Below are 26,829 nucleotides of genomic sequence, written 5' to 3' on the forward strand. Positions count from 1 at the left end.
CGCTGCGTCAGAGCTGGCCGCCGACGAGGGTGGTCAGGTTGACGAGACGGTTCGAGTAGCCCCACTCGTTGTCGTACCAGCCGAAGACCTTGACCTGGTTGCCCTGGACCATGGTCATCAGCGAGTCGAAGATCGTGGAGAACGGCGAGTTCACGATGTCGGAGGAGACGATCGGGTCCTCGGTGTACTGCAGGATGCCCTTGAGGGAGCCCTCGGAGGCCTTCTGGAAGGCCTCGTTGACCTCCGCGACGGTGACCTCGCGCTCCAGGGTGACGACCAGGTCGGTGATCGAACCGGTCGGGACCGGGACGCGCAGCGAGGTGCCGTCCAGCTTGCCCTTCAGCTCCGGCAGCACCAGCGCGGTGGCCTTGGCGGCACCGGTGGAGGTCGGGATGATGTTCAGGGCGGCGGCGCGGGCGCGACGCAGGTCCTTGTGCGGGAAGTCCAGCGTGACCTGGTCGTTGGTGTACGCGTGCACCGTGGTCATCAGACCCTTGACGATGCCGAAGTTCTCGTTCAGCACCTTGGCCAGCGGCGCCACGCAGTTGGTGGTGCAGGAGGCGTTGGAGATGACGGTGTGCTTCGCGGCGTCGTACTTCTCGTCGTTGACGCCCATGACGATGGTGACGTCCTCGTCGGTGGCGGGCGCCGAGATGATGACCTTCTTCGCACCGGCGGTGACGTGCTTCTTCGCAGCCTCGGCCTTGGTGAAGATACCGGTCGACTCGATGACGATGTCGACGCCCAGCTCGCCCCAGGGCAGGTTGGCCGGGTCACGCTCGGCGATGACCTTGAAGGTCTTGCCGTTGACGGTGATGCTGTTCTCGGTGTGCGAGACCTCGCCGGGGAAGGTGCCCAGGATGGAGTCGTACTTGAGCAGGTGCGCCAGGGTCTTGGTGTCGGTCAGGTCGTTGACACCGACGATCTCGATGTCCGCGCCCTGGGCCTGAACCGCACGGAAGAAGTTGCGGCCAATGCGGCCGAATCCGTTGATGCCTACCCGGATCGTCACGAAACCGATCTCCTCGTTAGGTACGCCGGAGCTATGCCGACGGGGGTGAAATTTGGGATGTCCCCGACCACCCATGACCCTACCTCTCCAAGGCCTGGGAGGGCACATCAGGCCGGGCCGGAGCCCTTGGCGTGGCGTGTCAAGAGGGCGCGGGCAGGGCTTCCGTCCTTGGCCTTGCGGGCAGTTGGTCCCGCCCTCCGGAGGCCCGCCGGGCCCTTGGTCCCCTCGGTTCGAACGCGAAACGACCGGTGCCCCCTGTCAGGGGCACCGGTCGTCGGTTTCACCGGCCGGATCAGGGCCGGCCAGGCCTAGTTCAGCGCCATCTCGTCGGTCAGGTTGGCCTCGGTGCTGGGCAGGCCGAGCTCGGAGGCGCGCTTGTCCGCCATCGCCAGCAGCCGGCGGATCCGGCCGGCCACCGCGTCCTTGGTCAGCGGCGGGTCGGCCAGGGCGCCCAGCTCCTCCAGCGAGGCCTGCTTGTGCTGCATCCTCAGCTGGCCTGCGGCGGCCAGGTGCTCGGGGACCTCCTCGCCCAGGATCTCCAGCGCGCGCTGCACCCGGGCGCCGGCCGCGACGGCGGCGCGGGCCGAGCGGCGCAGGTTGGCGTCGTCGAAGTTGGCCAGACGGTTGGCGGTGGCCCGCACCTCGCGCCGCATCCGGCGCTCCTCCCAGGCCAGCACCGACTCGTGGGCGCCCAGGCGGGTCAGCAGCGCGCCGATGGCGTCACCGTCGCGGATCACCACCCGGTCCACCCCGCGCACCTCGCGGGCCTTGGCCGGGATGCCCAGCCGGCGGGCCGCGCCGACCAGGGCCAGGGCCGCCTCGGAGCCGGGGCAGGTGATCTCCAGCGAGGAGGACCGGCCCGGCTCGGTGAGCGAGCCGTGCGCCAGGAAGGCCCCGCGCCAGGCCGCCTCGGCGTCACAGGTCGCGCCGGAGACGACCGCCGGGGGCAGGCCCCGGATGGGGCGGCCTCGGCCGTCCACCAGGCCGGTCTGCCGCGCCAGCAGCTCGCCGTCCTTGACCACCCGGACCACGTAGCGGCTGCCGCGCCGCAGGCCGCCGGGTGCCATCACCACCAGGTCCGAGGAGTGTCCGAAGATCTCCAGCAGGTCCTTGCGCAGTCGCCGTGCCGCCGCGCCGGTGTCGAGCTCCGCCTCGATCACGATGCGGCCGCTCACGATGTGGAGCCCGCCCGCGAATCGCAGGATCGCCGACACCTCCGCCTTGCGGCAGCAGGCCCTCGTGACCGGGAGCCGGCTGATTTCGTCCTTCACCGCTGGAGTCATCGCCATGGCCCGATCCTTCCATGTGTCCGGAAAATCCGGTCGTACGCGGCTGCCAAGAGCTCCGGGTCGTGTCGCGGCGTGCCGTCGGCGCGGGCGACCCGGTCGAGCACCAGGGCCGCGCCCATCCGCTCGGCGGCCTTCTCCAGGCCGGCCAGGTCCGCCTGACCGAAGGCGCCCCCGCTGACGGCGCGCTCGTCCACCAGGATCGCATCCACCGCGAGGGCGGGGGCGTGGTCGGCGATGACCTCCAGGTGGCGCTGCGGAGTGAAGCCCTCGGTCTCGCCGGGCTGCGGGGCCAGGTTCAGGGTGAGCAGCCGGCGGGCGCGAGTCTCGGTGAGCGCCTTGGCCAGCTCGGGCACCAGCAGGTGCGGCAGCACGCTGGTGAACCAGGAGCCGGGGCCGAGCACCACCCAGTCCGCCTCCCGGACGGCGGTGACGGCCTCCGGGACGGCCGGCGGCCCGTCCGGCAGCAGCCGGATCGACTGCACCGTGCCCGGCGTCACCGCGACGCTGGCCTGGCCGCGCACGGCGGACAGCTCGCCCGGGCGCGCCGGGTCGTGGCCCCGGACGACCGCCTCGATGTCCAGTGGCACCGCCGACATCGGCAGCACCCGGCCCTGGACGTTCAGCAGCCGGGCGACCCAGTCCAGGGCGGCCACTGGGTCCCCGAGCTTCTCCCAGAGCGCGACGATCAGCAGGTTGCCGACGGCGTGGCCGCCCAGCTCGCCGGTGCCGGTGAAGCGCTGCTGGATCACCTCGGACCAGGTGCGGCCCCAGTCGTCGTCCCCGCAGAGCGCGGCCAGCGCCTTGCGGAGGTCCCCCGGGGGCAGCACCCCGAGCTCCTCGCGCAGCCGCCCGCTGGAGCCGCCGTCGTCGGCGACGGTGACCACGGCGGTGAGGTCGGTGGTGAGCCGGCGCAGCGCGGAGAGCGAGGCGGACAGGCCCTGGCCGCCGCCGAGGGCGGCGATCCTGGGTGCCGGGTTGGTGCGGGCCGGGCTGGTCCGCGGCCGACTGGGCGCCGCGGTGCGCGACGGGCCCCCCGTCCGGTCGGCGGTCTTGTTCTGAAACTGCCGCCCGGGCACGTATCCCGTCACACCTACCTCGCGTTCCTCTCGCCCGCCGCCGGTCTCCGCCGGCGGGCCGGCAGGGGCGCGGCGGCTACTCCCGTCCCATGTCACGGTGGACGAGCACCGTCTCGACACCATCGGCGATGAGACGCTTCGTCAGGCGCTCGGACATCGCGACGCTGCGGTGCTTGCCACCGGTGCAGCCTACGGCAAGGGTCATGTAGCGCTTCCCCTCGCGTCGGTACCCCTCGGTGACGATCCTCAGCAGTTCGGCGTAGCCGTTGAGGAATTCGTTGGCGCCGGGCTGCTGGAAGACGTAGTCGGCGACGTCCGCGTCGGTGCCCGTCCGGGCCCGCAGCTCGGGCACCCAGTGCGGGTTGGGCAGGAAGCGGCAGTCCACCACCAGGTCGGCGTCGACCGGCAGGCCGTACTTGAAGCCGAAGGACATCACGGTGGCTCGCAGTTCGGGCTCGTCGTGGTCGGCGAACTGGGCGTCGAGCTTGGCGCGCAGCTGGTGCACGTTGAGGTTGGAGGTGTCGATCACCAGATCGGCCTCGCCACGCAGCTCGCGCAGGAGGTCCCGCTCCTGGGCGATGCCGTCGACGATCCGGCCGTCGGCCTGGAGCGGGTGCGGGCGGCGCACGCTCTCGAACCGGCGGACCAGCGCGTCGTCGGAGGAGTCCAGGAAGACCACGCTGAGCCGGACGCCGCGCTTCTCCAGCTCGTCCAGCGAGGTGAGCAGGTCGTCGAAGAACTGGCGGCCACGGACGTCCACCACGGCGCCGATCCGGGCGACGTTGCCCTGGGAACGGGCGCCGAGGTCGACCATGGTCGGGATCAGGGCGGGCGGCAGGTTGTCGACCACGAACCAGCCCAGATCCTCCAGGCACTTGGCCGCGGTGGAGCGGCCGGCTCCGGACATACCTGAGATGATCACTAGCTCCGGGGTGTTCTCCCCCGCGGCCGGCGGCCGGGGGGTACCCCCATCGTCGGACATCGTCACTTCGGTTCCCCGCTCTCGGTGGTTCTGCTGAGGAGAACGCGCGTGGCGCGGCCGCGCTTCCCCGGCTCACTCGGGCGAGTGAACGCGGGGCGCGCGGGCTGACGGTCGGCGTCGGCCGTCATGGCGTCTCCCGGGATGGTGCGGTCTGGGCTGCGGCGGGCGCCGGCTCGGCGGCCTCGTCGGCACTGTCATCGATGATCTCGCCGGTCGCGGTGTTCACGGCCGGTGCCGCCGGTGTACGGGAGGACAACGCTGCCGCAACAGTCTCCGCGGTCCGCCGCCCGATGCCGGGGACGGCGCAGAGTTCGTCGACGGTGGCCGCCCGGAGCTTCTTCAGCGAACCGAAGTGCTTGAGCAGCGCCCGGCGGCGAGTCTCGCCGAGGCCGGGGACGGAGTCCAGTTCTCCGGCGGTGAGTCGCCTGGAACGCTTGGTGCGCTGGTAGCCGATCGCGAACCGGTGCGCCTCGTCGCGGACCCGCTGGAGCAGATAGAGGCCCTCGCTGCTGCGGGGCAGCACCACCGGGTCGTCCTCGCCGGGCAGCCAGACCTCCTCCAGCCGCTTGGCCAGGCCGCAGAGGGCGATGTCGTCGATGCCGAGCTCGTCCAGGGCGCGTCTGGCGGCGGCGACCTGCGGCTGGCCGCCGTCCACCACCAGCAGCTGCGGCGGGTAGGCGAAGCGGCGCGGGCGGCCGGTCTCCGGGTCGACCGGTCCTGCGGGGGCCTCCTGGCCCGGGGCCGCCCGGTCGACGGCACCGGTCTCGGCACCGGTCTCGGCACCGGGGTCGTCGGCCTCGGGGACAGCCCACTCGCCGGTCTGCTCGCGCTCCTGGAGGTAGCGGCGGAAGCGGCGGCTGATCACCTCGTGCATCGAGCGGACGTCGTCCTGGCCCTCGAAGCCCTTGATCTGGAAGCGGCGGTACTCGCTCTTGCGGGCCAGGCCGTCCTCGAAGACCACCATCGAGGCGACCACGTCCTCGCCCTGGAGGTGGGAGATGTCGAAGCACTCGATGCGCAGCGGGACGGAGTCCAGCTCCAGCGCGTCGGCGATCTCCTGGAGGGCGCGGCTGCGGGTGGTGAGGTCGGAGGCGCGCTTGGTCTTGTGCAGCGCCAGCGCCTGCTGGGCGTTGCGCTGCACGGTGGCCATCAGGTCCTTCTTGTCGCCGCGCTGCGGCACCCGCAGGTCCACCTGGCCCGCCTTGCCCGCCTGGCCGGCCCGCAGACCGGCCAGCCACTCCCGGACCGGCTCGGCCGGCTCGGGCAGCGCGGGCACCAGCACCTCGCGCGGCACCGCCTCGTTGCCGCCGCCGTAGAGCTGCTGGAGGGCGTGCTCGACCAGCCCCGCGGTGTCCACGTCCTCGACCTTGTCGGTGACCCAGCCGCGCTGGCCGCGGACCCGGCCGCCGCGGACGTGGAAGATCTGGACGGCGGCTTCCAGTTCGTCCTCGGCGACGGCGAGCAGGTCCGCGTCGGTGGCGTCGGCGAGCACGATCGCGTTCTTCTCCATCGCGCGCTTGAGCGCCCCGATGTCGTCGCGCAGCCGGGCGGCCTTCTCGTACTCCAGATCCTCGGCGGCCTCCCGCATCTGCTCTTCCAGCCGGCGCAGGTAGTTGCCGGTGCGCCCGGCCATGAAGTCGCAGAAGTCCTCGGCCAGCGCCCGGTGTTCGTCCGCCGAGACCTTGCCGACGCAGGGCGCGGCGCACTTGCCGATGTAGCCGAGCAGGCAGGGCCGGCCGACCTGGCCGGCGCGCTTGAAGACGCCGTTGGAGCAGGTCCGGACGGGGAAGACGCGCAGCAGCAGGTCGACCGTCTCGCGGATCGCCCAGGCGTGCCCGTACGGACCGAAGTAGCGCACGCCCTTCTTGTGCGCCCCGCGCATCACCTGGACCCGCGGGTACTCCTCGCCGAGGGTGACCGCCAGCTCCGGGTAGCTCTTGTCGTCGCGGTACTTGACGTTGAACCGGGGGTCGAACTCCTTGATCCAGGAGTACTCCAGCTGGAGCGCCTCGACCTCGGTGGAGACCACCGTCCACTCCACCGAGGCGGCGGTGGTGACCATCGTCGCGGTGCGCGGGTGCAGCCCGGCGAGGTCCTGGAAGTAGGACGACAGCCGCGGCCGCAGGCTCTTGGCCTTGCCGACGTAGATGACCCGCCCGTGGGCGTCGCGGAACTTGTAGACACCCGGTGAGGTCGGGATCGCACCCGGTGCCGGGCGGTAGGTGGACGGGTCAGCCATGGGTCCACCGTACCGAGTCGGGCCGGGGCTGCGGAGGGGAGATCAACTGCTTCAGCTCGGGGTCACCTTGAGGTTGCCGCCCTCGACCACGACGGTGTAGGCGGGCAGCGGGGTGGGGGCCGGACCGTCCTGCACCGCGCCGTCGGTGATGCCGAACCGGCTGGCGTGACAGGGGCACTGGATCTGCTGGTTCTTGACCTGGTCGACGATGCAGCCGGCGTGGGTGCACTTGGCGCTGAACGCCTTGTACTCCCCCGCCGTCGGCTGGGTCACCACGATCTTCTTGTCGCGGTAGACGGTGCCGCCGCCGACCGGCACACCGGCCGCCGGACCGACGTCCACCGGGGACTTGGCGCCACCGGAGGAGTCGGAGGAGGACGAGGAGCAGCCGGAGACCGCCAGGGCGCCGCCGCCGGCCGCGAGGACGGCCGCCGCCCCGCAGAGCAGGGTGCGGCGGGAGGTAGCGGGGCTCTCGGGGGCCTCTGACATCGTGGTTCACTCCTGGGATCGGCTGCTGCGCGCGTCGGCGGAAGTCTATGCGGCGCTTACCCGGCCGCCTCCGTCGACGGGGGCGGCCGGGCGGGATGTCGCGCGCTACTTCTTGGCGGCGGCCCGCTTGCGCGGGGCCCTCGCCTTGACCGGAGCGACCGGGGCGTCGGTGAACTCGCCCGGGAGGATGTCCCGGAGGAACTTGCCGGTGTGGCTCTCCGAGACCGCCGCGATCTGCTCCGGGGTGCCCTCGGCAACCACGGTGCCGCCGCCGGAGCCGCCCTCGGGGCCCATGTCGACGACCCAGTCGGCGGTCTTGATCACATCGAGGTTGTGCTCGATGACGATCACCGTGTTGCCCTTCTCCACCAGCCCGGAGAGCACCTTGATCAGCTTGCTGATGTCCTCGAAGTGCAGGCCGGTGGTGGGCTCGTCGAGCACGTAGACCGTCCGCCCGGTGGAGCGCTTCTGCAGCTCGGAGGCGAGCTTGACGCGCTGCGCCTCACCGCCGGAGAGCGTCGGCGCGGACTGGCCGAGCCGGACGTAGCCGAGGCCGACGTCGTTGAGCGTCCTCAGGTGCCGGGCGATCGCCGGGACGGCCTCGAAGAAGTGCAGCGCCTCCTCGATCGGCATGTCCAGCACCTCGGCGATGGACTTGCCCTTGTAGTGGACCTCCAGCGTCTCCCGGTTGTACCGGGCGCCGTGGCAGACCTCGCACGGCACGTAGACGTCCGGCAGGAAGTTCATCTCGATCTTGATGGTGCCGTCGCCCGAGCAGTTCTCGCAGCGGCCGCCCTTGACGTTGAAGGAGAACCGGCCGGGCAGGTAGCCGCGGACCTTGGCCTCCTGGGTCTCCGCGAAGAGCCGCCGGACGTGGTCGAACACGCCGGTGTAGGTGGCCGGGTTGGAGCGCGGCGTCCGGCCGATCGGCGACTGGTCGACGTGCACCACCTTGTCCACCAGGTCGGTGCCGGTGATCCGGGTGTGCCGCCCCGGCACGCTGCGGGCGCCGTTCAGCTCCCGGGCGAGGTGGGTGTAGAGGATGTCGTTGACCAGGGTGGACTTGCCCGAGCCGGAGACCCCGGTGATCGCGGTGAACGTCCCGAGCGGGAAGCCGACCGTGACGTCCTTGAGGTTGTGCTCGCGGGCGCCGTGCACCGTCAGCTGGCGCTTCCTGTCCCGCTCGCGGCGGCCGGCCGGGATCGGGATGGAGCGCTTGCCGGCGAGGTACTGGCCGGTCAGCGACTCCTTGTTGGTGAGCAGCTGCTTCAGCGAGCCGGAGTGCACCACCTTGCCGCCGTGCTCACCGGCGCCCGGGCCGATGTCGACCACCCAGTCGGCCATCTTGATGGTGTCCTCGTCGTGCTCGACGACGATCAGGGTGTTGCCGATGTCCCGCAGCCGGACCAGGGTCTCGATCAGGCGGTGGTTGTCGCGCTGGTGCAGGCCGATGGACGGCTCGTCCAGCACGTAGAGCACCCCGACCAGGCCGGAGCCGATCTGGGTGGCGAGCCGGATGCGCTGGGCCTCGCCGCCGGAGAGGGTGCCGGCCGCCCGGTTGAGCGAGAGGTAGTCCAGGCCGACGTCGACCAGGAACCGCAGCCGCTCGTTGACCTCCTTGAGGACGCGCTCGGCGATCTGCTTGTCCCGGGCGTTGAGCTTCATCGCGCCGAGGAAGTCCGAGCAGTCGCTGATCGACATCGCCGAGACGTCCGCGATGGAGCGGCCCTCGACGGTGACGGCCAGCACCACCGGCTTGAGCCGGGTGCCCTCGCAGGTCGGGCAGGGCACCTCGCGCATGTAGCCCTCGAAGCGCTCGCGGCTGCTGTCGCTCTCCGCCTCGGTATGCCGGCGCTGGATGAACGGGACCGCGCCCTCGAAGCCCGTGGTGTAGGACCGGTCGCGCCCGTAGCGGTTGCGGTAGCGCACCTCGACCTGGTGCTTGTGCCCGTACAGCAGTGCCTTCTTGGCGCGGGCCGGCAGCCCGGCCCAGGGGATGTCGGTGCGGAAGCCCAGCTCGCCGGCGAGCGCGTCGATCAGGCGCTGGAAGTACTCCTTGGTGTGGCCGCCGGACCAGGGGTGGATGGCGCCCTCGTCCAGCGACTTCTCGTCGTCGGGGACGACCAGCTCCGGGTCGACCTCCATCCGGTTGCCCAGACCCGAACAGTCCGGGCAGGCGCCGAACGGCGAGTTGAAGGAGAACGAGCGCGGCTCCAGCTCCTCGAACGACACGTCGTCGTACGGGCAGTAGAGGTGCTCGGAGTACATCCGCTCGCGCTCGGGGTCGTCCTCCGGGAGGTCGACGAAGTCGAGCACGACCATGCCGCCGGAGAGCCGCAGGGCCGTCTCCACCGAGTCGGTGAGCCGGCGCTTGGCGCTCTCCTTGACGGTGAGGCGGTCGATGACCACCTCGACGGTGTGCTTCTCCTGCTTCTTGAGCTTGGGCGGCTCGGCGAGCTGGATCGTCGCGCCGTCCACCCGGGCGCGGGCGTAGCCCTTGGACTGGAGGTCGGCGAACAGGTCGACGAACTCGCCCTTGCGCTCGCGGACCACCGGGCTGAGCACCTGGAACCGGGTGCCCTCGGTGAGCTCCAGCACCTTGTCGACGATGGCCTGCGGGGACTGCTTGGCGATCGGGCGGGCGCAGTGCGGGCAGTGCGGCTTGCCGATCCGGGCGAACAGCAGGCGCAGGTAGTCGTACACCTCGGTGATGGTGCCGACGGTGGAACGGGGGTTGCGGTTGGTGGACTTCTGGTCGATCGAGACGGCCGGGGAGAGGCCTTCGATGAAGTCGACGTCGGGCTTGTCCATCTGCCCGAGGAACTGACGGGCGTAGGAGGACAACGACTCCACGTAGCGGCGCTGGCCCTCGGCGAAGATCGTGTCGAAGGCGAGCGAGGACTTGCCGGAGCCGGAGAGGCCCGTGAAGACGATGAGGGAGTCGCGGGGCAGGTCGAGCGAGACGTTCTTCAGATTGTGCTCGCGAGCACCGCGGACGATGAGGCGGTCGGCCACTGCTTCTGGCGCCTTTCTCCGGGGCGAGATGGCTTGCGGTGAGATGTGTACTTCTTCCAGGATGCGGCAGCCAGCCTATAGCTCATGCGTTCGATTCTCGACCATGTCCAGTGGAGTTCACCCGAACGAGTGCGGTCGTGACCTGGCGCGTCCGCACCCAGTCCGAAAAAGCTCCTGCTCAGGGCCGGGATCAGCGGTAGCGTCGGCTGGTCAACGAGCGGAGCCCCGCGCGGGCAACGCCGAGAACCAGCCGATCGGAGGGCCCGACCGATGACCGACCCGCAGACCGACACCGCCGGCTCCGCAGCCGCCACCGCCACCACCCCCGCAGCCACGGCCGCCGAGCGGCTGCGTCTGGCCGCCGAGAGCACCGGGCGGCTGCTGCACACCGTGGCCGGCCTGAAGCCCGAGGCGGTCGCCGAGCCCTCGGCCCTGCCCGGCTGGACCAGGGGGCATGTGCTGGCCCACCTCGCCCGCAACGCCGACTCCCTGGTCAACCTGCTGAACGGCGCCCGGACCGGCACCGACATCCCCCAGTACGCCAGCGCCGAGGCCCGCGACCAGGGCATCGAGGAGGGCGCGCCGCGCCCGCTGGACGCGCAGCTCGCCGACCTGCGCGAGTCCGCCGAGCGGTTCGCCGCCGCGGCCGCGGAGCTGCCCGCCGAGGCCTGGTCGGCCGAGGTGCGCCACCGGGCCGGCTACACCTTCGAGGCCGCGGAGATCCCCTGGAAGCGGCTGATGGAGCTCGAGTACCACCACGTCGACCTGGACGCCGGTCACACCCCCGCGCACTGGCCGGAGTCCTTCGCGGTGGCCGAATTCCATCGCCTGGCCGCACGGCTGGCCGACAGCGCGGAACTGCCCCCGGTCGAGCTGATCGCCGACGACACCGCGGACCGGGCCCGGATCGGCGCGGCCCCGGACACCCCCGGGCTGACCGCCGAGGGCCCGGTGCGGGCGCTGGCCGCCTGGCTCGCCGGCCGCTCGGACGGCGACGGCCTCCAGGTCCACCGGGGCGGCGTCCAGCTCGCCGACGCCCGCACCGCGCTGCCGTCGCTCCCGCCCCTGGGCTGACACCGGGCGGTCGGCCGACCATGCTGGCAGCAGCGACGACTCGGCCGGGCGAGGTGCCCGGCGGACCCGACACGACGAGGAGCGGACGGATGACGTACCACGGAGCGGTGAAGGTCGGCGGACCGCCGGACGTGCGCGAGCTGGCCCATCTGATCATCACCAAGGTGGCCGTCGGCCCGTACGACAACAACGCCTACCTGCTGCGCTGCCGGGCCACCGACGAGCAGTTGCTGATCGACGCGGCCGCCGAGGCGCCGGTGCTGCTGGAGTCGGTGGGCGAGAGCCTGGCCACCGTCGTCACCACGCACCGGCACCACGACCACTGGGGCGCGCTGGCCGAGGTGGTCGCGGCCACCGGCGCCCGGACCGCCGCCGGGCGGTACGACGCCGAGGGCATCGACGTGCCGACCCAAGTGCTGCTGGAGGACGGCGGGACGGTCCGGGTCGGCCAGGTCGAGCTGACCGTCCGGCACCTGGTCGGCCACACCCCCGGCGCGATCGTGCTGGTCTACGACGACCCGCAGGGCCACCCGCACGTGTTCACCGGCGACTGCCTCTTCCCGGGCGGCGTCGGCAACACCTGGGGCGACGCGGCGGCCTTCGAGAGCCTGTTCCGGGACGTCAACGAGAAGATCTTCGACGTCCTGCCCGACGAGGCCTGGGTCTACCCCGGCCACGGCAACGACACCACCCTCGGTGCCGAGCGCCCGCACCTCCAGGAGTGGCGCGAGCGCGGCTGGTAGCCCCCCCGGCCCGACGGGCTCCCGGAAGCGGAAAGGCGGCGGACCCGCGACCACTGCTCGGTCGCGGGTCCGCCGTGCTCGTCCGGCCGGGGCCGGTGGATCAGGCGTCGATCTTCTCCGGGTGGTCGCCGCTGCGGTCCTGCTTCTTCGCGGCGATCAGGCTGGTCACGGTCGTGACGGCCAGCACCACCACGATGACGCCCAGCGAGACCGGGATGCTGATCTCCGGCACGTGCACACCGCTCTCGTGCAGCGCGTGCAGCACCAGCTTCACGCCGATGAAGCCGAGGATCACCGACAGCCCGTACGAGAGGTGGACCAGCTTCTTCAGCAGCCCGCCGATCAGGAAGTACAGCTGCCGCAGACCCATCAGGGCGAAGGCGTTGGCGGTGAAGACGATGTACGGGTCCTGGGTGAGACCGAAGATCGCGGGGATCGAGTCCAGCGCGAACAGGACGTCGGTGGTGCCGATCGCCAGCATGACGATCAGCATCGGCGTCATCAGCCGACGGCCGTTCTCCTGGATGAACAGCTTGGTGCCGTGGTAGACGTCGGTCGACGGGAAGCGCCGCTCGATGGACTTGAGCAGGCGGTTCTCCTCGAACTCCTCGTCGGCCTCCTCGGCGCGGGCCTCCTTGATGAGCTTCCAGGCCGTCCAGACCAGGAACGCGCCGAAGAAGTAGAAGACCCAGGAGAAGGTGGAGACCAGGGCGGCGCCGCCGGCGATGAAGCCCGCGCGCAGCACCAGCGCGATGATCACACCGAACATCAGCACACGCTGCTGGTAGATCTTGGGCACCGCGAACTTGCCCATGATCAGGATGAACACGAAGAGGTTGTCGACACTGAGCGACTTCTCGGTGATGTAACCGGCGAAGAACTCACCGGCCGGCGTCGAGCCGGAGTGCCACCAGAGGAACCCGCCGAAGATCAGCGCCAGCACGACCCAGACCGCGGTCCAGATACCGGCCTCCTTGATGGAGACCTCGTGCGGCTTGCGCCCTCCGATGAAGAAGTCGGCCACGATCAGTGCGATCAACACACCGATCGTTGAGACCCACATGGCTACGGAAACGTCCACTACTGCTCCTCCGGCAGGTAGGCGAGACAGACATCGTCACTGCCGGAGGTCTCTTCCGCCCGCCGGGCCCGCTCCGGGGCGCCGCACGGACCAGCGCCCCGGGGCGCCGCTCGGGGCACCCGTGATGACGGGACAGCTGCGGGGGAATACTCCCCTCCGCTGCCATCGAGAGTAACAGGAAGGCCAAAGGAAGGTAAAGAAGGTAAAGAACCCTCTCGGTCGGGGCCTACAGACCGGGGCCTACAGGAAGGGCTCGATCGCCGGCAGCAGGTCCTGGAAGGTCCGGCCGCGGGCCGGTGCGCCGATCGCCAGCATCCCCCAGCCGCCGGCCGGTTCGCGGAACACCTTCGCCATGATCTGCCCGGTGTGCGGGCCGCCGCCGGCCAGCTCGTACCGGGCCAGCTCCACCCCGGTGGAGTCGTCCACCAGCCGGCAGTGCGCGTTCCGCACCTCGGCGAAGGTCTGCCCGGTGTACGAGCTGACCGTGAACACCACCTGGGTGATGTGCGCCGGTACATGCGCCAGGTCGACCAGGATGGACTCGTCGTCGCCCCCCGCGCCGGCCCCGCCGGCCAGATTGTCCCCGGTGTGCCGCACCGAGCCGTCGGTGCTCTCCAGGTGCTGGAAGAAGACCACGTCGGACGGGGTCCGCTCGGCGTACAGCAGGGCCGAGGCGTCCAGGTCGATCTGCCTGGTCCGGCTGCCGAACAGGCCGCGCTTGGGTGCGGCCTGCCACCCCAGCCCCATCCGGACGACCGTCAGCGACTCGCCCGCGCCCTTCTGCAGGCTGACCTGCTGCCCCTTGGCAAGGTTCACCGACACGGCGTTGTCCTCTCTGCCCGAGCCACGCGGCCGCTCGCCGCGCCGGCTCCACGGTGGAACACCCCGTTGCCGTCCCCCGGCTGAGGCCCCCTGATGCGCACCGCCCGCCCGGGGCGGCACCGCAGGCCAGCCTAGGGCCTGCGGTGCCGCCCCCCGGGCGCATCGGTCAACGTCTACCCCTTTGTGGCAGGGCTGAGACACCTCCGGGCTTGACCGGTGACGGATCCCGGCCGGCCCGGGGTGAGCGCCGCGGACGTGCCCGGGCAGCCCCTACGCGATACCCGCCTCGCGCATCTGCCGCAGCTCCTTCTTCAGCTCCTTGACCTCGTCCCGCAGCCGGGCCGCGACCTCGAACTGGAGGTCCGCGGCGGCGGTGTGCATCCGGTCGGTCATCGACTGGATCAGCTCGGCCAGCTCGGCGGCCGGCATGCTCTTGGCCGGCTTGCGGTCCGCGCCCAGCGCCGGCACCGGGGCCTTGCCCTTGCCGCCCGATCCCCGGTAACCGGTGGAGAGCAGCTCCTCGGTGTCCACGTCCTCGCGGGAGAGGGTGTCCAGGATGTCGCCGATCTTCTTCCGCAGCGGCTGCGGGTCGATCCCGTGCTCGGTGTTGTACGCCTGCTGCACGGCCCGGCGGCGGTTGGTCTCGTCGATGGCCTTCTCCATCGAGGGGGTGATCCGGTCCGCGTACATGTGGACCTGGCCGGAGACGTTACGGGCGGCGCGCCCGATGGTCTGGATCAGCGAGGTGCCGGAGCGCAGGAAGCCCTCCTTGTCCGCGTCCAGGATCGCCACCAGGGAGACCTCGGGCAGGTCCAGGCCCTCGCGGAGCAGGTTGATGCCGACCAGCACGTCGTACCGCCCGGCCCGCAGCTCGCGCAGCAGCTCCACCCGGCGCAGCGTGTCGACGTCGCTGTGCAGGTACCGGACCCGGATGTCCAGGCCGAGCATGTAGTCGGTGAGGTCCTCGGCCATCTTCTTGGTGAGGGTGGTGACCAGGACGCGCTCGTCCCGCTCGACCCGCTTGCGGACCTCGTGCACCAGGTCGTCGATCTGGCCCTCGGTCGGCTTGACGATCACCTCGGGGTCGATCAGGCCGGTCGGGCGGATGATCTGCTCGACCTGGCCGTCGCCGCGGGACAGCTCGTACGGGCCCGGGGTCGCCGAGAGGTAGACCGTCTGGTCGATCCGCTCCAGGAACTCCTCCCACTTCAGCGGGCGGTTGTCCATCGCGGAGGGCAGCCGGAAGCCGTGCTCGACCAGGGTGCGCTTGCGCGAGGCGTCGCCCTCGTACATCGCGCCGATCTGCGGGACGGTGACGTGCGACTCGTCGATGACCAGGAGGAAGTCCTCCGGGAAGTAGTCGAGCAGGGTGTTCGGCGGCGAGCCGGGCTCACGGCCGTCGAAGTGCATCGAGTAGTTCTCCACGCCGGAGCAGGTGCCGATCTGGCGGAGCATCTCGATGTCGTAGGTGGTGCGCATGCGCAGCCGCTGGGCCTCCAGCAGCTTGCCCTGCTTCTCCAGCCTGGCCAGCGTCCCGGCCAGTTCCCGCTCGATGCCGTTGACCGCCCGCTCCATCCGCTCCGGGCCGGCCACGTAGTGCGAGGCGGGGAAGACGTGGACGGAGTCGTCCTGGCTGATGATCTCGCCGGTGAGCGGGTGCAGGGTGTACAGCGCCTCGATCTCGTCGCCGAACATCTCGATCCGCACGGCGAGTTCCTCGTAGACCGGGAAGATCTCGATGGTGTCGCCGCGGACCCGGAAGGTGCCGCGGGTGAAGGCGAGGTCGTTGCGGGTGTACTGGATGTCGACGAAGCGGCGGAGCAGGACGTCGCGGTCGATCTCCTCGCCGACCTTCAGCCGGACCATCCGGTCGACGTACTCCTGCGGGGTGCCGAGGCCGTAGATGCAGGAGACGGAGGCGACCACGATCACGTCCCGGCGGGTGAGCAGCGAGTTGGTCGCGGAGTGGCGCAGCCGCTCGACCTCCTCGTTGATCGAGGAGTCCTTCTCGATGTAGGTGTCCGTCTGCGGGACGTACGCCTCGGGCTGGTAGTAGTCGTAGTACGAGACGAAGTACTCGACCGCGTTGTTCGGCAGCAGCTCGCGGAACTCGTTGGCCAGCTGGGCGGCCAGGGTCTTGTTCGGCGCCATCACCAGGGTGGGGCGCTGCAGCTTCTCGATCATCCAGGCCGTGGTGGCCGACTTGCCGGTGCCGGTGGCGCCGAGCAGGACGACGTCCTTCTCCCCACCCCTGACCCGGCGCTCCAGCTCGGCGATCGCCGCGGGCTGGTCACCGCTGGGCTGGTAGGGACTGACGACCTCGAAGGGCGCCTCTGACCGCTCAATGCTCGTGATGGGTCGCACGGGTCCACCGTACGACCCACCAGTGACAAGCGGGGACTACTCCGTCCCGCCCCGGGCGCTGTCCCGGGCGAGGGCGACCAGGCGGGAGATCGCCCGCAGGTACTTCTTCCGGTAGCCGCCGCGCAGCATCTCCTCGGGGAACACCTGGTCGAAGGGGATGCCGGAGGCGGTGATGGGCAGCTCGCGGTCGTACATCCGGTCGGCGAGGACGACCAGGCGCAGCGCGGTGGACTGGTCGTCGACCTGCCGGACACCGCGCAGGCAGACCGCCCTCACGTCGTCCAGCAGCGCGCCGTAGCGGCTGGGGTGGACGGCGGAGAGGTGGCCGAGCAGGGTGCCGAAGTCGTCCAGGGAGGCACCCGGGGTGCGGGCGGCGACGGCGTCCACGGTCTCGTCCGGGTAGGGCGGCGGGGCGTCCGGCAGACCGCGGTGGCGGTAGTCCTGGCCGTCGATCCGCATCGGGCGGAAGTGCGCGGACAGGCCCTGGATCTCGCGCAGGAAGTCGGCGGCGGCGAAGCGGCCCTCGCCGAGCTTCTCGGGCAGGGTGTTGGAGGTGGCGCAGAGCTTGACGCCGTTCGCCACCAGGCGGCCGAGCAGGGTGGAGACCAGGACGGTGTCGCCCGGGTCGTCCAGCTCGAACTCGTCGATGCAGAGCAGCCGGTGGCCGGAGAGGGTCTGCACGGCCTGCTGGAAGCCGAGGGCGCCGACCAGGTTGGTCAGCTCGACGAAGGTGCCGAAGGCCTTGGGGCCGGGGGCGGCGTGCCAGAGCGAGGCGAGCAGGTGGGTCTTGCCGACGCCGTAGCCGCCGTCCAGGTAGACGCCGGCCGGGCCGGTGGGCGCGGGGGCGGTGCGGCGGAACCAGCCGCGTTTCGGGGCGGAACCGTTTCCGCTGTTGAGCGCGCCGGCGAACTGCTCCAGGACCTGGACGGCCTCGTACTGGCTGGGCTGGTTCGGGTCCGGGAGGTACGTCCCGAAGCTGACGTCGGAGAAGCGCGGCGGGGGGACCATCTCGGCGACCAGGCGCTCGGCGGGGACGACGGGGCGGCGGTCGGTGAGCGCGACGGGGGCGCCGGCCGCGCTCACGGTCGCTATGGACTCGGTCGCGGCGTCGGGGTGTGGGGCTGCGGGCACGTTAGTAGAGGGTACGCCTGGTCGTGGAGCGGTCAGGGCGGGACCTTCGGTGCCGGCCGGGGGTGGAACCCGGGTTGACATGCAACGAGACTGGTTGACATGCAACAGTTGATCAGCCCGCTGAGCGAGCCGTTCGCCGACCCGGCCTCGCTGGAGTCGCTCGCCGCCGTGTACGCGTACCCCGACCAGGTGAACCGGGGCCGCCCGTGGCTGCGCGCCAACATGGTGGCCGGTCTCGACGGCGGGGCCCGGCTGGACGGGCTCTCCGAGGGGCTCTCCGGGGACGCCGACAAGCGGATCTTCGGGGTGCTGCGGGCCCTGTCGGACGTGGTGCTGGTGGGCGCCGAGACGGTCCGCGCCGAGGGGTACCGGCCGGCCCGGGCCCGCGCCGACTTCGCCGCGGCGCGCCGGGCGGCCGGGCAGGCCCCGGCGCCGGCGATCGCGATCGTCAGCCGCTCGCTGGCGCTGGACCTGACGGCACCGCTGTTCACCGAGCCGCTGGTGCGGACGGTGGTGATCACCACCGAGGACGCGCCGGCGGCGGACCTGCGCGCGGTCGCCGGGGTGGCGGACGTGGTGGTGGCAGGGACGGGCTCGGTGGACCTGCGGGCGGCGGTGGCGGCGCTGGCCGACCGGGGCTGGACCCGGCTGCTGAGCGAGGGCGGCCCCCGGCTGCTGGGACAGCTGGCCGCCGCCGGCCTGCTGGACGAGCTGTGCCTGTCGCTGGCGCCGCTGATCACGGCCGGCGACGCGCCGCGCATCATCCACCATGCGCGGATGCCTGACGTGCAGCGGATGAGGCTGGTCTCACTGATCGAGCAGAAAGGATTCCTCTTCACTCGCTACCTGCGTCCGCCGACCCCGTGACCTCCGGATGGTGATCCTGCTCCCATCGGCGTTTCCGCCCGCGTGGCCCGTGTGCCGGGTGAGCAGCGTGCGGAAAGCTTCCGCCGGGCAGTATGGGATGCGACGCCGGAGCCCGGGGGCCGGCCATGGGAAGGGACTCACGTGTTCAAGACGGTACTGATGATCGAAAAGGCGCTCTCGGACGCCGATGTGGAGCTGGTCACCACGCTCCACAGCGAGGAGAAGGTGTCCTTCGTGGTGCTGATGCAGCCCCGCGGCAAGCAGGACGAGCTGCTGCGGGCGCTGGACGACGTCGCCCTCGGCCACCTCGACAAGCTGGCGCACGAGCACGACGAGTCCGAGAGCGGGCCGACGGTGGCCGGCGAGTCGCTCGAACACAGCCTGCGCCACCTGCGCCGGGCCGGTGCCGAGGCGGTCGGCGAGCTGGTCGAGGAGAAGCCGCTGGAGCGGCTGCGGGCGGTGGTCGAGGAGCACCGGGCCGACGAGGTCGTGGTGCTCACCTCGCCGCACTTCGTGGAGGAGTTCTTCCACCGTGACTGGGCCTCCCAGGCCCGGCACAAGGTGGGTGTCCCGGTCCTGCGGCTGTTCGCCAGCGACTCCTGACCGTCGCTCCCCGCCCGCCCCCGGGCGGGGTGGCTCCCGGCCGGAGGCGGGCGAGGAGCCCGTCGCCGGTGGTGCAGAATCGTCCTTGCGGCCCGTCCGCGAGGACGATTCGCACATCGTCCGCACCTCCACCGTCCCGCCCCCGCCCGTACGGAGTCCCGCCTTGAACGACGCCGCGCACGATCTGCACGCCCCGCACTTCATCGGTATCGGCGGCGCCGGGATGTCCGGCCTGGCGAAGATCCTCGCGGTCCGCGGCGCCAGCGTCTCCGGCAGCGACTCCAAGGAGTCGGAGACCGTCCACGCGCTGCGCGCCCTCGGTGCCACCGTGCGGATCGGCCACGCCGCCGAGCACGTGCCGGCCGGCACCAGCAGTGTCGTCGTCTCCAGCGCCATCCGCGCCGACAACCCGGAGCTGGCCGTGGCCCGCGAGCGCGGCATCCCGGTGGTGCACCGCTCCGACGCCCTCGCCGCGCTGATGGGCGGCCGCCGGGCGCTGGCCGTGGCCGGCACCCACGGCAAGACCACCACCACCAGCATGCTCGCCGTCGCCCTCGGCGAGCTCGGTCTGGACCCGTCCTACGCGATCGGCGGCGACCTCGACGCGCCGGGCTCCAACGCCCACCACGGCGGCGGCGAGATCTTCGTCGCCGAGGCCGACGAGAGCGACCGCAGCTTCCACAAGTACGCGCCCGAGGTGGCGATCGTGCTCAACGTGGAGCTGGACCACCACGCCAACTACGCCTCGATCGAAGAGATCTACGAGTCCTTCGAGACCTTCGTCGGCCGGATCACCCCCGGCGGGACGCTGGTGGTCTCCGCCGACCACGACGGCGCCCGCGAGCTGACCTCCCGGGTGGCCGGCCGCGAGGGCCTGAACGTGGTCACCGTCGGTGCCGCCGAGGACGCCGACGTGCGGGTCCTGTCGGTGGTCGCCCGGGGCATGACCAGCGAGGTCACCGTGCTGCTGGACGGCGCGGAGCTGGCCTTCACCGTCTCGGTGCCCGGCCGGCACTACGCCCACAACGCGGTCTCCGCGCTGGCCGCCGGGGTCGCGCTCGGCGTCCCGGCCACCGACCTCGCCAAGGCGCTCGGCGCCTACACCGGGGTGCGCCGCCGGCTCCAGCTCAAGGGCGAGGCGGGCGGGGTCCAGGTGATCGACTCCTACGCCCACCACCCGACCGAGATGACCGCCGACCTGGAGGCGATCCGCGAGGGCCTGGACGGGGCCGGCCGGGTCCTGGTGGTGTTCCAGCCGCACCTGTTCAGCCGCACCCAGCAGCTCTCCGAGGAGATGGGCCAGGCGCTCGCCCTCGCCGACGCCTCGGTGGTGCTCGACATCTACCCGGCCCGCGAGGACCCGGTCCCCGGCGTCACCAGTGAGCTGATCATCGACGCGGCCCGCCGCGCCGGTGCCGAGGTCACCGCCGAGCACTCCTTCGACGCCGCCCCCGCGCTGCTGGCCGGCCTGGCCCGCCCGGGCGACCTGCTGCTCACCATGGGCGCGGGCGATGTCACCAACCTGGGGCCGGCCGTCCTGGAACAATTGGAGAAGGGCCTTGAGCACCTCGCGAGCGTTGCCACCAACGTCTGAGTCCGCCCCGACCGGGAGTCCGCCGACATGAGCTACGAGATCGAGAAGACCGACGCCGACTGGCGCGCCCAGCTCAGCCCCGAGGAGTACCACGTGCTCCGCGAGGCCGGCACCGAGCGCCCGTTCACCGGTGAGTACACCGACACCAAGACGGTGGGCGTCTACAGCTGCCGCGCCTGCGGCGCCGAGCTGTTCAGTTCCGAGACCAAGTTCGACAGCCACTGCGGCTGGCCGTCCTACTACGCTCCGCTCGCCGAGGACCGGGTCCAGTACATCCAGGACACCTCGCTGGGCATGCGCCGGGTGGAGGTCCGCTGCGCCCGCTGCGGCGGCCACCTGGGCCATGTCTTCGAGGGCGAGGGCTACGGCACGCCGACCGACCAGCGCTACTGCATCAACAGCATCTCCCTGACGCTCAAGCCCGCCGAGGGCTGAGCAGTACAGAGCCCCGGGCTGACACCGCCAGGTGCGGGCCCCCGGAGCCACCCGGACCGGCGGTCGCACGGCGCCGCCGATCCGGGGCTCGGGATCAGAACGGGGGCGGTGCCGGGGGGTGGATTCCCGTACGGCTACAGCACGCGGCCACCAGCCGGACGTAGGGCCCCCGGTCGCCGGGCACCCACCCGGCCCACTCGATGTCGACGCCGGCTGCCAGGGACACCAGCGCGCGGTGCGTGCGCACGGCCGAAGGTATCGGCGGTACCGGGTGCGGCCGTCCGGCCCGCACCCAGGCAGCCACCAGCCACTCGACGGCCCGTTCTGCGGTCCGCACGGTGGTGTCCAACCGCCATGCCGCCGCCCTGACCAGTCGGTACCCTCCGGCGACGGGCTCCTCCGCATGGCTGTGGAACAGGTGGTAGTGGCGGGGCGCCGTGGTCGGGGCCGGCTCGCCCGGTATCCGGAACGCCACGGGGAACCGCTCCCCGCCGGGCAGGCTCCATTCCAGTTCAGCGAACGGCACGTTGCGACCCCCCTTCGGCCCGCGCCGTGCGGGCGCACTCGGCGATCCATTCGGTCGGCCGTCCGGTGTCCGGGGCAACCCCTCGGAGACGGATTTCCGTGCGACGGAGGACCTGGGACACGGGGTCGTAGATCCGTCTGATCCTGATCACCAGACCCGTGCGTCCGAAGACGGTCAGGATGGTGTGGAGCACCGGACGCAGGTCCGTGACACAGCCCCCGGCGGCCCGGTGGAGGCAGTGACATCCCCCGGCGCCCGGAAGCAGATCGTCGTCGGACGAGCCGAGGATCATGTCCGCGGTGGCCGCGATGATCTGCGACTGAACCGGACTCGTGTCGGGCCCGTTTGCCATGGCGCCTTTCCTCGTAGAAGCCCCCGCCCCGGTCGTCCGTGGATCCGAAGTCACGCCACCGGGGCGGGGGTTGTGCTCCGCCCGGCCCTGCACAGGCGGCCGGCGGCTGGTGCCCGCCCCGGGGAAGTCGGCCATGACAGCACCGGGGCGGGGGTCTTGGGTTCCCGCCCCGGTCGGCGCGAAACGACCGGGGCGGGGCTCACGGGGCGTGATCAAGCCCCGGAGCTGCCCGGCGCGCCACCGCGTGCCGGGATCGGTGCCCCGTCCCGGGCGGAACGGAAGAACGCCCGGGACGGGAGAAACGGGGGCCGCCCTATCAGAGCGGCTCGACCTCGGGAACGATCACCATCGGCACGTCGGCCAGCAGGCGGAAGGACCGGTGGTCGGGGTGCGCCCACCCGTGCTTGCGAGTCCACTCGGTGGACTCGGCAAAGGAGTTGACCTCACCGGAGTCTTTCCCGCACGGGGCGCCGTCCTCGTCCTCGGACTTGCACACCATGAGGTAGGCCGGCGGGTCGATGTCGGGTCCGGTGTCCTCGCGCAGTAGCCAGTCGCCGAAGCGAGTCACCTTGGCGGATCTGGTCACTATCCCGCCCTCGGCTGGTTGCAGGTGGCCGCGTAGGGGATCGGGCCGCCCCGTGCGCGGTCCGCCGGGGTCGTGAACCGCACGGTGACGGGATCGGCCGTCCACTCGTCCCCGCCGGCCAGCGGGGCGAGTCGCCACCGGTCGCCGTCCTCGCCGCAGAACTCACCGACCAGCCCGGCCGAGATGTCCACCACCAGGTCACCGACACGCGGCACCCAGAGGTGCGTCACCGTTCCCTCGGGGCTGTCGGGGCTGTTGGGGCCGTCGGGGCCGTCTGGCGCCTCGGCGGCGAGGGCCGCCGCGCCCACCCGGATGACCTCCGCGAGGCGCGTGATGACGTCCGGGGCAGCCCGCCCCATGTCCACCAGCACTTCACCGGTGATGCCCGACGGGGCGTCAAGGCCCAGTGATGGAAGCCGACATCCGGCTTCTTCCGTGGCCTCGCGCATCTCCGCACACGCCTTGCGGGCCGCTCTTCGCTGCTTCCCAACCATGCGGGAGAGCAGGGAGTCGCCCGATCCGGTTGCGCCCATGACCGCTCCTTTCCGTAGTCGTTCCGTTACAAGGATCGGCATTCGGCGCTACGATCGGAAGCTGTTGGACTCGACACTTGGTCCGTGTAGGACTCGGAACCGAAAGCCTGATCGACATGCGCCGTACGACACTTGACCCAACGGCATCTCCTCTCGCGGCTTTCGGCGTCCAACTTCGCAGGTCAAGGGAGGCGCACGGGCTCACGCAGGCTGAGCTCGGCGAGCGGATTCGATTCTCCAACTCCTTCGTTTCGTGCATCGAACGGGCGATGCGCACTCCTACATTCGACTTTGCGGTCCGTGCAGATGAGAAGCTGGCGACTGGGGGAACGCTTGAACTGATGTGGTGGAATCTCAAGCACAGCTCACTACTTGAGGGGTTCCCCGAGTACGCGGCGTACGAGGCCAAAGCGGCCGAGCTACGCATGTTCGAGCTTGGTGTCATTCCGGGCCTGTTCCAGACCAAGGCCTACGCCGAGGCCCTGGCCGCTGCTGATGTGAAGCGCGGGACGATCACGGACACCCAGGCCGAGGAACGGGTGTCCTATCTGCTGACACGGCAACAGCGACTCAGCAAGCCGACGGCACCGCTGGTGTACGCCGTACTTGACGAGAGCTGCCTACGTCGTTTCGTGGGGGGTACGCAGGTCATGAGCGAACAGCTCGACCACCTGGCGCAGCTCACCGCCGCCGGAAGGATGCTTGTCCAGGTTGCGCCGTTCTCCATGGGTGAGCGGCGGCCCTTTGCGCTGCCGGTCGTCCTGCTGACCATGCAAGACCGGGCCATGGTCGGGTACACGGAATCCCAGGAACGCGGCTTTCTGACGCGGGAAACAGACACCGTGAGGAATTGGGCGAGGGACTACGATCGGCTACAGGTGGGAGCCCGGTCCGACGTGGCGTCCCTCGACATGATCCGCGCTGCTTGGAAGGACCTGACATGACCGATCCCGTAAAGCTGCCAAACGCCCAGTGGTTCAAGTCCTCGCACAGTCAGAACGGCGGCAACTGTGTCGAGGTGGCCCCCCACTTCCCCGGCGTCGTCCCCGTCCGTGACTCCAAGGACCCCGAAGGCCCCGCACTCGTCTTCCCCGCCGCCGCGTTCGCCGCGTTCGTCGCGGGCGTCAAGTCGGGCGACTTCGGCACCATCTGATGCTGCGCCCTGAGCGCGCCCCACCCGAGACCCCGCCGCCTCTCCCCGATGCGGTGGGGTCTCTCCCTGTCTCCAGCACCCTTCAGTCCCGGCACCCCGAGCGAGTCGCGTACCTCGCCAACCGCCGGCAACTGCTGAAGAGGAAGTCGCCACCGGCCATCCACACGGTCGTCGGATACGCCGAATCCCAGGCAGGGGCCATCTTGAGCGGTCGCAGCGTGGAAGAGAGACTACGACCAACTACAGGTGGAGTCACTGTCGAAGGTGGCCTCACTCACCATGATCCGCGCGGTGAGAAAGGGACTTGAATGACACACATCGATCTGACCGACGCTCGGTGGGTGAAGTCGCGGCACAGCAACAACGGCGGCAACTGTGTCGAGGTGGCCCCCCACTTCCCCGGCGTCGTCCCCGTCCGTGACTCCAAGGACCCCGAAGGCCCCGCACTCGTCTTCCCCGCCGCCGCGTTCGCCGCGTTCGTCGCGGGCGTCAAGTCGGGCGACTTCGGCACCATCTGATGCTGCGCCCTGAGCGCGCCCCACCCGAGACCCCGCCGCCTCTCCCCGATGTGGTGGGGTCTCTCCCTGTCTCCAGCACCCTTCAGTCCCGGCACCCCGAGCGAGTCGCGTACCTCGCCAACCGCCGGCAACTGCTGAAGAGGAAGTCGCCACCGGCCATCCACACGGTCGTCGGATACGCCGAATCCCAGGCAGGGGCCATCTTGAGCGGTCGCAGCGTGGAAGAGAGACTACGACCAACTACAGGTGGAGTCACTGTCGAAGGTGGCCTCACTCACCATGATCCGCGCGGTGAGAAAGGGACTTGAATGACACACATCGATCTGACCGACGCTCGGTGGGTGAAGTCGCGGCACAGCAACAACGGCGGCAACTGTGTCGAGGTGGCCCCCCACTTCTCCGGCGTCGTCCCCGTCCGTGACTCCAAGGACCCCGAAGGCCCCGCACTCGTCTTCCCCGCCGCCGCGTTCGCCGCGTTCGTCGCGGGCGTCAAGTCGGGCGACTTCGGCACCATCTGATGCTGCGCCTTGAGCGCGCCCCACCCGGGACCCCACCGCCTCTCCCCGATGTGGTGGGGTCTCTCCCTGTCTCCAGCACCCTTCAGTCCCGGCACGCCGAGCGAGTCGCGTACCTCGCCAACAGCCGGCAACTGCTGAAGAGGAAGCCGCTGCACCATCCCGGACAAGGCCGACCAGGCCCGCAACCGCAAGAAGCTCGGCTCACGCGGCGGTCGTCCGCTGAAGTTCGACCCCGAAGACTACAAGGCAAGGCACGCGGTCGAATGCGGCATCAATCGACTCAAAAGACACCGCGCTGTAGCCACACGGTACGACAAACTCGCGGTCCGCTACGAGGCGACCGCCCTCGTCGCAGCCATCAACGAGTGGTTGTGACGTACTGATCCGACGACACCTCAAACACCCGTACTCGCCGACCGCCGGTGGGATTGACGGTCTCACGGACCGGATGCATCCCCAGTTTGGTCATGATCCGTTCGGAGGCGTCGTTGCCCACTTGCGTGATGCTGACGATCCGCTCCAGCCCTCGCTCTTCGAACCCGAACCGTACAGCGGCCGCAGCAGCCTCGGTGGCCAAGCCCTGCCCCCAGTGTGAACGTCCCAGCCGCCAGCCGACCTCAACCGCCGGGAGTACCTCCGGCAAGAAGTCGGGCACCGAAAGGCCGGTGAACCCGGCCAGCTCGCCAGTGGACCGGATCTCCACGGCGAACAGGCCGAAGCCCTGTGACTCCCACTCGCTCTCCCATGCCTGGACCCGGCTGCGTGTCTGCTGTTCGTCAAGGACGCTGCCGTCGCGGATCCACCGCATGACCTCGGGGTCGGCGTTGACGGCGGCCATGGGCGCAACGTCTTCCTCGCGCCAACGACGCAGGATCAAACGGGGAGTCTCAAGCGTGACCATCCAATCATTCTGGATCACAATTGGGCTCTCCGCCCTCTTCACTAGGCACTTTCGATACACGCCCTAGCTTGATCTTTAAGCAGTGACCTCGAACGGGCTGCCGAACTTGATCACTCGTATCGGTAACTCCCGTACATGGAAGCGGCCTTCGCCTGATCATGTGCTCCGACCAAGGAATGCACGTGACCATGACGAAGGCCGTGGGGATGAGTCTGCTGTATGAGGGTGTCCGTCAGGATGCGTTCGCTGAACTGTCACGCTTCCGGGGGGAGTTCTACTCCTGCTTCACCCGGCGCGGGGACGCGTTGTTCGAGCTGACCGACGCGGTGCTATGCGCCGACGGGCCGGTCAGGTCGCTGGTGGAACTCTCCCTGGTGGGCGAACACCGTCGAGGCCACGGCGGGCTCTACGACGCTCTGGCCCACGGCCGCCTTGATGCCGACCTGCTGAAGCGGGCGCTGGCATCGGTGCCACTGCCCCGCGCGAGCGACGGCCGGATCGTGCTGGCCGTGGACATCACCTGCTGGCTACGGCCGGACGCTCACACCTCACCAGAGCGGATTCTGTGCCACACCTACGGACGGGGCAAGGACCAGCACATCCCGGTCCCGGGCTGGCCCTACTCGGTCATCACCGCCCTGGAGCCAGGCCGCAGCTCATGGACCGCACCGCTGGACGCGCTGCGGCTGGCGCCGGGCGATGACGCCGCCACCGTCACCGCACGCCAACTGCGAGAGCTGGTCCACCGCCTGATCACTGCTGGCCAATGGCATCCAGGCGACCCGGAGGTGCTCATCGTCGCGGACGCCGGCTACGACGCCCCGCGCCTGGCCTTCCTGCTGAAGGACCTGCCCGTCCAGGTGCTGGCCAGGATGCGCTCGGACCGCGTCCTGCGCAGGGCATGCCCGCCTCGACTTCCCGGCACC

At 70.6% G+C, this 26,829-nt stretch carries 27 protein-coding genes; 11 read left to right on the forward strand and 16 right to left on the reverse strand.

Features of this window, described 5'->3' with window-relative positions; genetic code table 11:
• Window positions 1-7: 7 nt before the first annotated feature.
• From gap to uvrA, 7 genes are all read right to left on the reverse strand, one after another.
• Window positions 8-1,012 (reverse strand): type I glyceraldehyde-3-phosphate dehydrogenase, encoded by a 1,005-nt coding sequence (gene gap, locus ACIQIB_RS13110; protein ID WP_400653786.1) that lies wholly within the window; start codon window positions 1,010-1,012, stop codon window positions 8-10.
• 308 nt (window positions 1,013-1,320) lie between these two features.
• Window positions 1,321-2,301, reverse strand: a complete 981-nt coding sequence (whiA, locus tag ACIQIB_RS13115; protein ID WP_148642545.1) for a DNA-binding protein WhiA — start codon at window positions 2,299-2,301, stop codon at window positions 1,321-1,323.
• Window positions 2,292-3,377 (reverse strand): uridine diphosphate-N-acetylglucosamine-binding protein YvcK, encoded by a 1,086-nt coding sequence (gene yvcK / locus ACIQIB_RS13120; RefSeq protein WP_400757856.1) that lies wholly within the window; start codon window positions 3,375-3,377, stop codon window positions 2,292-2,294. Before yvcK ends, whiA begins: the two co-directional genes overlap by 10 nt.
• A gap of 76 nt (window positions 3,378-3,453) precedes the next feature.
• Window positions 3,454-4,359, reverse strand: coding sequence for an RNase adapter RapZ (gene rapZ, locus ACIQIB_RS13125; protein WP_363611951.1), 906 nt, complete (start codon window positions 4,357-4,359; stop codon window positions 3,454-3,456).
• Window positions 4,360-4,483: 124 nt separating this feature from the next.
• The gene (gene uvrC / locus ACIQIB_RS13130; protein ID WP_363611949.1) at window positions 4,484-6,598 is read right to left on the reverse strand and encodes an excinuclease ABC subunit UvrC; all 2,115 of its coding nucleotides are present in this window, start codon (window positions 6,596-6,598) and stop codon (window positions 4,484-4,486) included.
• Window positions 6,599-6,649: 51 nt separating this feature from the next.
• On the reverse strand, window positions 6,650-7,087 hold the full coding sequence (locus ACIQIB_RS13135) for a Rieske (2Fe-2S) protein (protein WP_400757858.1): 438 nt from the start codon (window positions 7,085-7,087) through the stop codon (window positions 6,650-6,652).
• Between the two features lie 105 nt (window positions 7,088-7,192).
• Window positions 7,193-10,102 (reverse strand): excinuclease ABC subunit UvrA, encoded by a 2,910-nt coding sequence (gene uvrA, locus ACIQIB_RS13140; RefSeq protein WP_400653781.1) that lies wholly within the window; start codon window positions 10,100-10,102, stop codon window positions 7,193-7,195.
• Window positions 10,103-10,372: 270 nt separating this feature from the next.
• Here uvrA and ACIQIB_RS13145 point away from each other — a divergent pair, with 270 nt between their 5' ends.
• On the forward strand, window positions 10,373-11,176 hold the full coding sequence (locus tag ACIQIB_RS13145; RefSeq protein ID WP_400757860.1) for a maleylpyruvate isomerase family mycothiol-dependent enzyme: 804 nt from the start codon (window positions 10,373-10,375) through the stop codon (window positions 11,174-11,176).
• An 89-nt stretch (window positions 11,177-11,265) separates the two neighbouring features.
• A complete protein-coding gene (locus ACIQIB_RS13150) occupies window positions 11,266-11,919 on the forward strand; it encodes an MBL fold metallo-hydrolase (RefSeq protein WP_363611941.1) in 654 nt (217 codons plus the stop codon).
• A gap of 100 nt (window positions 11,920-12,019) precedes the next feature.
• Here the strand turns inward: ACIQIB_RS13150 and ACIQIB_RS13155 are convergent, their stop codons facing one another.
• The 4 genes from ACIQIB_RS13155 to zapE all read right to left on the reverse strand — a co-directional run bounded on the left by ACIQIB_RS13155 (window position 12,020) and on the right by zapE (window position 17,278).
• Window positions 12,020-13,000 carry a TerC family protein gene (locus ACIQIB_RS13155; RefSeq protein ID WP_363611939.1) on the reverse strand — a complete coding sequence of 327 codons (981 nt, stop codon included), beginning with the start codon at window positions 12,998-13,000 and terminating at the stop codon, window positions 12,020-12,022.
• Between the two features lie 240 nt (window positions 13,001-13,240).
• Complete coding sequence (locus ACIQIB_RS13160) at window positions 13,241-13,822, reverse strand: TerD family protein (RefSeq protein ID WP_363611937.1); 582 nt, start codon at window positions 13,820-13,822, stop codon at window positions 13,241-13,243.
• 270 nt (window positions 13,823-14,092) lie between these two features.
• The gene (uvrB, locus tag ACIQIB_RS13165) at window positions 14,093-16,186 is read right to left on the reverse strand and encodes an excinuclease ABC subunit UvrB (RefSeq protein ID WP_363611935.1); all 2,094 of its coding nucleotides are present in this window, start codon (window positions 16,184-16,186) and stop codon (window positions 14,093-14,095) included.
• A 36-nt stretch (window positions 16,187-16,222) separates the two neighbouring features.
• The gene (gene zapE, locus ACIQIB_RS13170) at window positions 16,223-17,278 is read right to left on the reverse strand and encodes a cell division protein ZapE (RefSeq protein WP_400757888.1); all 1,056 of its coding nucleotides are present in this window, start codon (window positions 17,276-17,278) and stop codon (window positions 16,223-16,225) included.
• Window positions 17,279-17,416: 138 nt separating this feature from the next.
• Here zapE and ACIQIB_RS13175 point away from each other — a divergent pair, with 138 nt between their 5' ends.
• The 4 genes from ACIQIB_RS13175 to msrB all read left to right on the forward strand — a co-directional run bounded on the left by ACIQIB_RS13175 (window position 17,417) and on the right by msrB (window position 20,816).
• Entirely contained in the window at window positions 17,417-18,184 is a 768-nt protein-coding gene (locus ACIQIB_RS13175) for a pyrimidine reductase family protein (protein WP_400757862.1), read from the forward strand.
• Between the two features lie 141 nt (window positions 18,185-18,325).
• Window positions 18,326-18,787 carry an indole-3-glycerol phosphate synthase gene (locus ACIQIB_RS13180; RefSeq protein ID WP_400653778.1) on the forward strand — a complete coding sequence of 154 codons (462 nt, stop codon included), beginning with the start codon at window positions 18,326-18,328 and terminating at the stop codon, window positions 18,785-18,787.
• Window positions 18,788-18,950: 163 nt separating this feature from the next.
• On the forward strand, window positions 18,951-20,381 hold the full coding sequence (gene murC, locus ACIQIB_RS13185) for a UDP-N-acetylmuramate--L-alanine ligase (RefSeq protein ID WP_363611929.1): 1,431 nt from the start codon (window positions 18,951-18,953) through the stop codon (window positions 20,379-20,381).
• A gap of 27 nt (window positions 20,382-20,408) precedes the next feature.
• Entirely contained in the window at window positions 20,409-20,816 is a 408-nt protein-coding gene (gene msrB / locus ACIQIB_RS13190) for a peptide-methionine (R)-S-oxide reductase MsrB (RefSeq protein ID WP_363611927.1), read from the forward strand.
• A gap of 94 nt (window positions 20,817-20,910) precedes the next feature.
• Here msrB and ACIQIB_RS13195 read toward each other — a convergent pair whose 3' ends face one another.
• From ACIQIB_RS13195 to ACIQIB_RS13210, 4 genes are all read right to left on the reverse strand, one after another.
• Window positions 20,911-21,342, reverse strand: a complete 432-nt coding sequence (locus ACIQIB_RS13195) for a hypothetical protein (protein ID WP_363611925.1) — start codon at window positions 21,340-21,342, stop codon at window positions 20,911-20,913.
• Window positions 21,329-21,694 (reverse strand): hypothetical protein, encoded by a 366-nt coding sequence (locus ACIQIB_RS13200; protein ID WP_400653776.1) that lies wholly within the window; start codon window positions 21,692-21,694, stop codon window positions 21,329-21,331. Before ACIQIB_RS13200 ends, ACIQIB_RS13195 begins: the two co-directional genes overlap by 14 nt.
• Before the next feature lie 316 nt (window positions 21,695-22,010).
• Window positions 22,011-22,280 carry a hypothetical protein gene (locus ACIQIB_RS13205; RefSeq protein WP_400757865.1) on the reverse strand — a complete coding sequence of 90 codons (270 nt, stop codon included), beginning with the start codon at window positions 22,278-22,280 and terminating at the stop codon, window positions 22,011-22,013.
• Window positions 22,280-22,813, reverse strand: a complete 534-nt coding sequence (locus ACIQIB_RS13210) for a hypothetical protein (RefSeq protein WP_400757867.1) — start codon at window positions 22,811-22,813, stop codon at window positions 22,280-22,282. The genes ACIQIB_RS13205 and ACIQIB_RS13210 overlap by 1 nt, the downstream gene beginning before the upstream one ends.
• A gap of 116 nt (window positions 22,814-22,929) precedes the next feature.
• Between ACIQIB_RS13210 and ACIQIB_RS13215 the strand changes: the two genes are divergently transcribed.
• From ACIQIB_RS13215 to ACIQIB_RS13230, 4 genes are all read left to right on the forward strand, one after another.
• The gene (locus ACIQIB_RS13215) at window positions 22,930-23,757 is read left to right on the forward strand and encodes a Scr1 family TA system antitoxin-like transcriptional regulator (protein ID WP_400653774.1); all 828 of its coding nucleotides are present in this window, start codon (window positions 22,930-22,932) and stop codon (window positions 23,755-23,757) included.
• Window positions 23,754-23,966: a DUF397 domain-containing protein gene (locus ACIQIB_RS13220; RefSeq protein ID WP_400757869.1), complete on the forward strand. Its 213-nt coding sequence runs from the start codon at window positions 23,754-23,756 to the stop codon at window positions 23,964-23,966. The genes ACIQIB_RS13215 and ACIQIB_RS13220 overlap by 4 nt, the downstream gene beginning before the upstream one ends.
• 308 nt (window positions 23,967-24,274) lie before the next feature.
• Entirely contained in the window at window positions 24,275-24,484 is a 210-nt protein-coding gene (locus tag ACIQIB_RS13225) for a DUF397 domain-containing protein (protein WP_400757871.1), read from the forward strand.
• Between the two features lie 308 nt (window positions 24,485-24,792).
• Window positions 24,793-25,002, forward strand: coding sequence for a DUF397 domain-containing protein (locus tag ACIQIB_RS13230; protein WP_400757872.1), 210 nt, complete (start codon window positions 24,793-24,795; stop codon window positions 25,000-25,002).
• Between the two features lie 358 nt (window positions 25,003-25,360).
• On the opposite strand, the gene ACIQIB_RS13235 is transcribed toward ACIQIB_RS13230, so the two are convergent.
• Entirely contained in the window at window positions 25,361-25,903 is a 543-nt protein-coding gene (locus ACIQIB_RS13235) for a GNAT family N-acetyltransferase (RefSeq protein WP_363611907.1), read from the reverse strand.
• A 206-nt stretch (window positions 25,904-26,109) separates the two neighbouring features.
• Here ACIQIB_RS13235 and ACIQIB_RS13240 point away from each other — a divergent pair.
• On the forward strand, window positions 26,110-26,829 hold a 720-nt coding region (locus tag ACIQIB_RS13240), incomplete at its 3' end, for a transposase (protein WP_400757890.1).

The organism is Kitasatospora sp. NPDC092286 (assembly GCF_044755565.1).
GTDB lineage: Bacteria > Actinomycetota > Actinomycetes > Streptomycetales > Streptomycetaceae > Kitasatospora.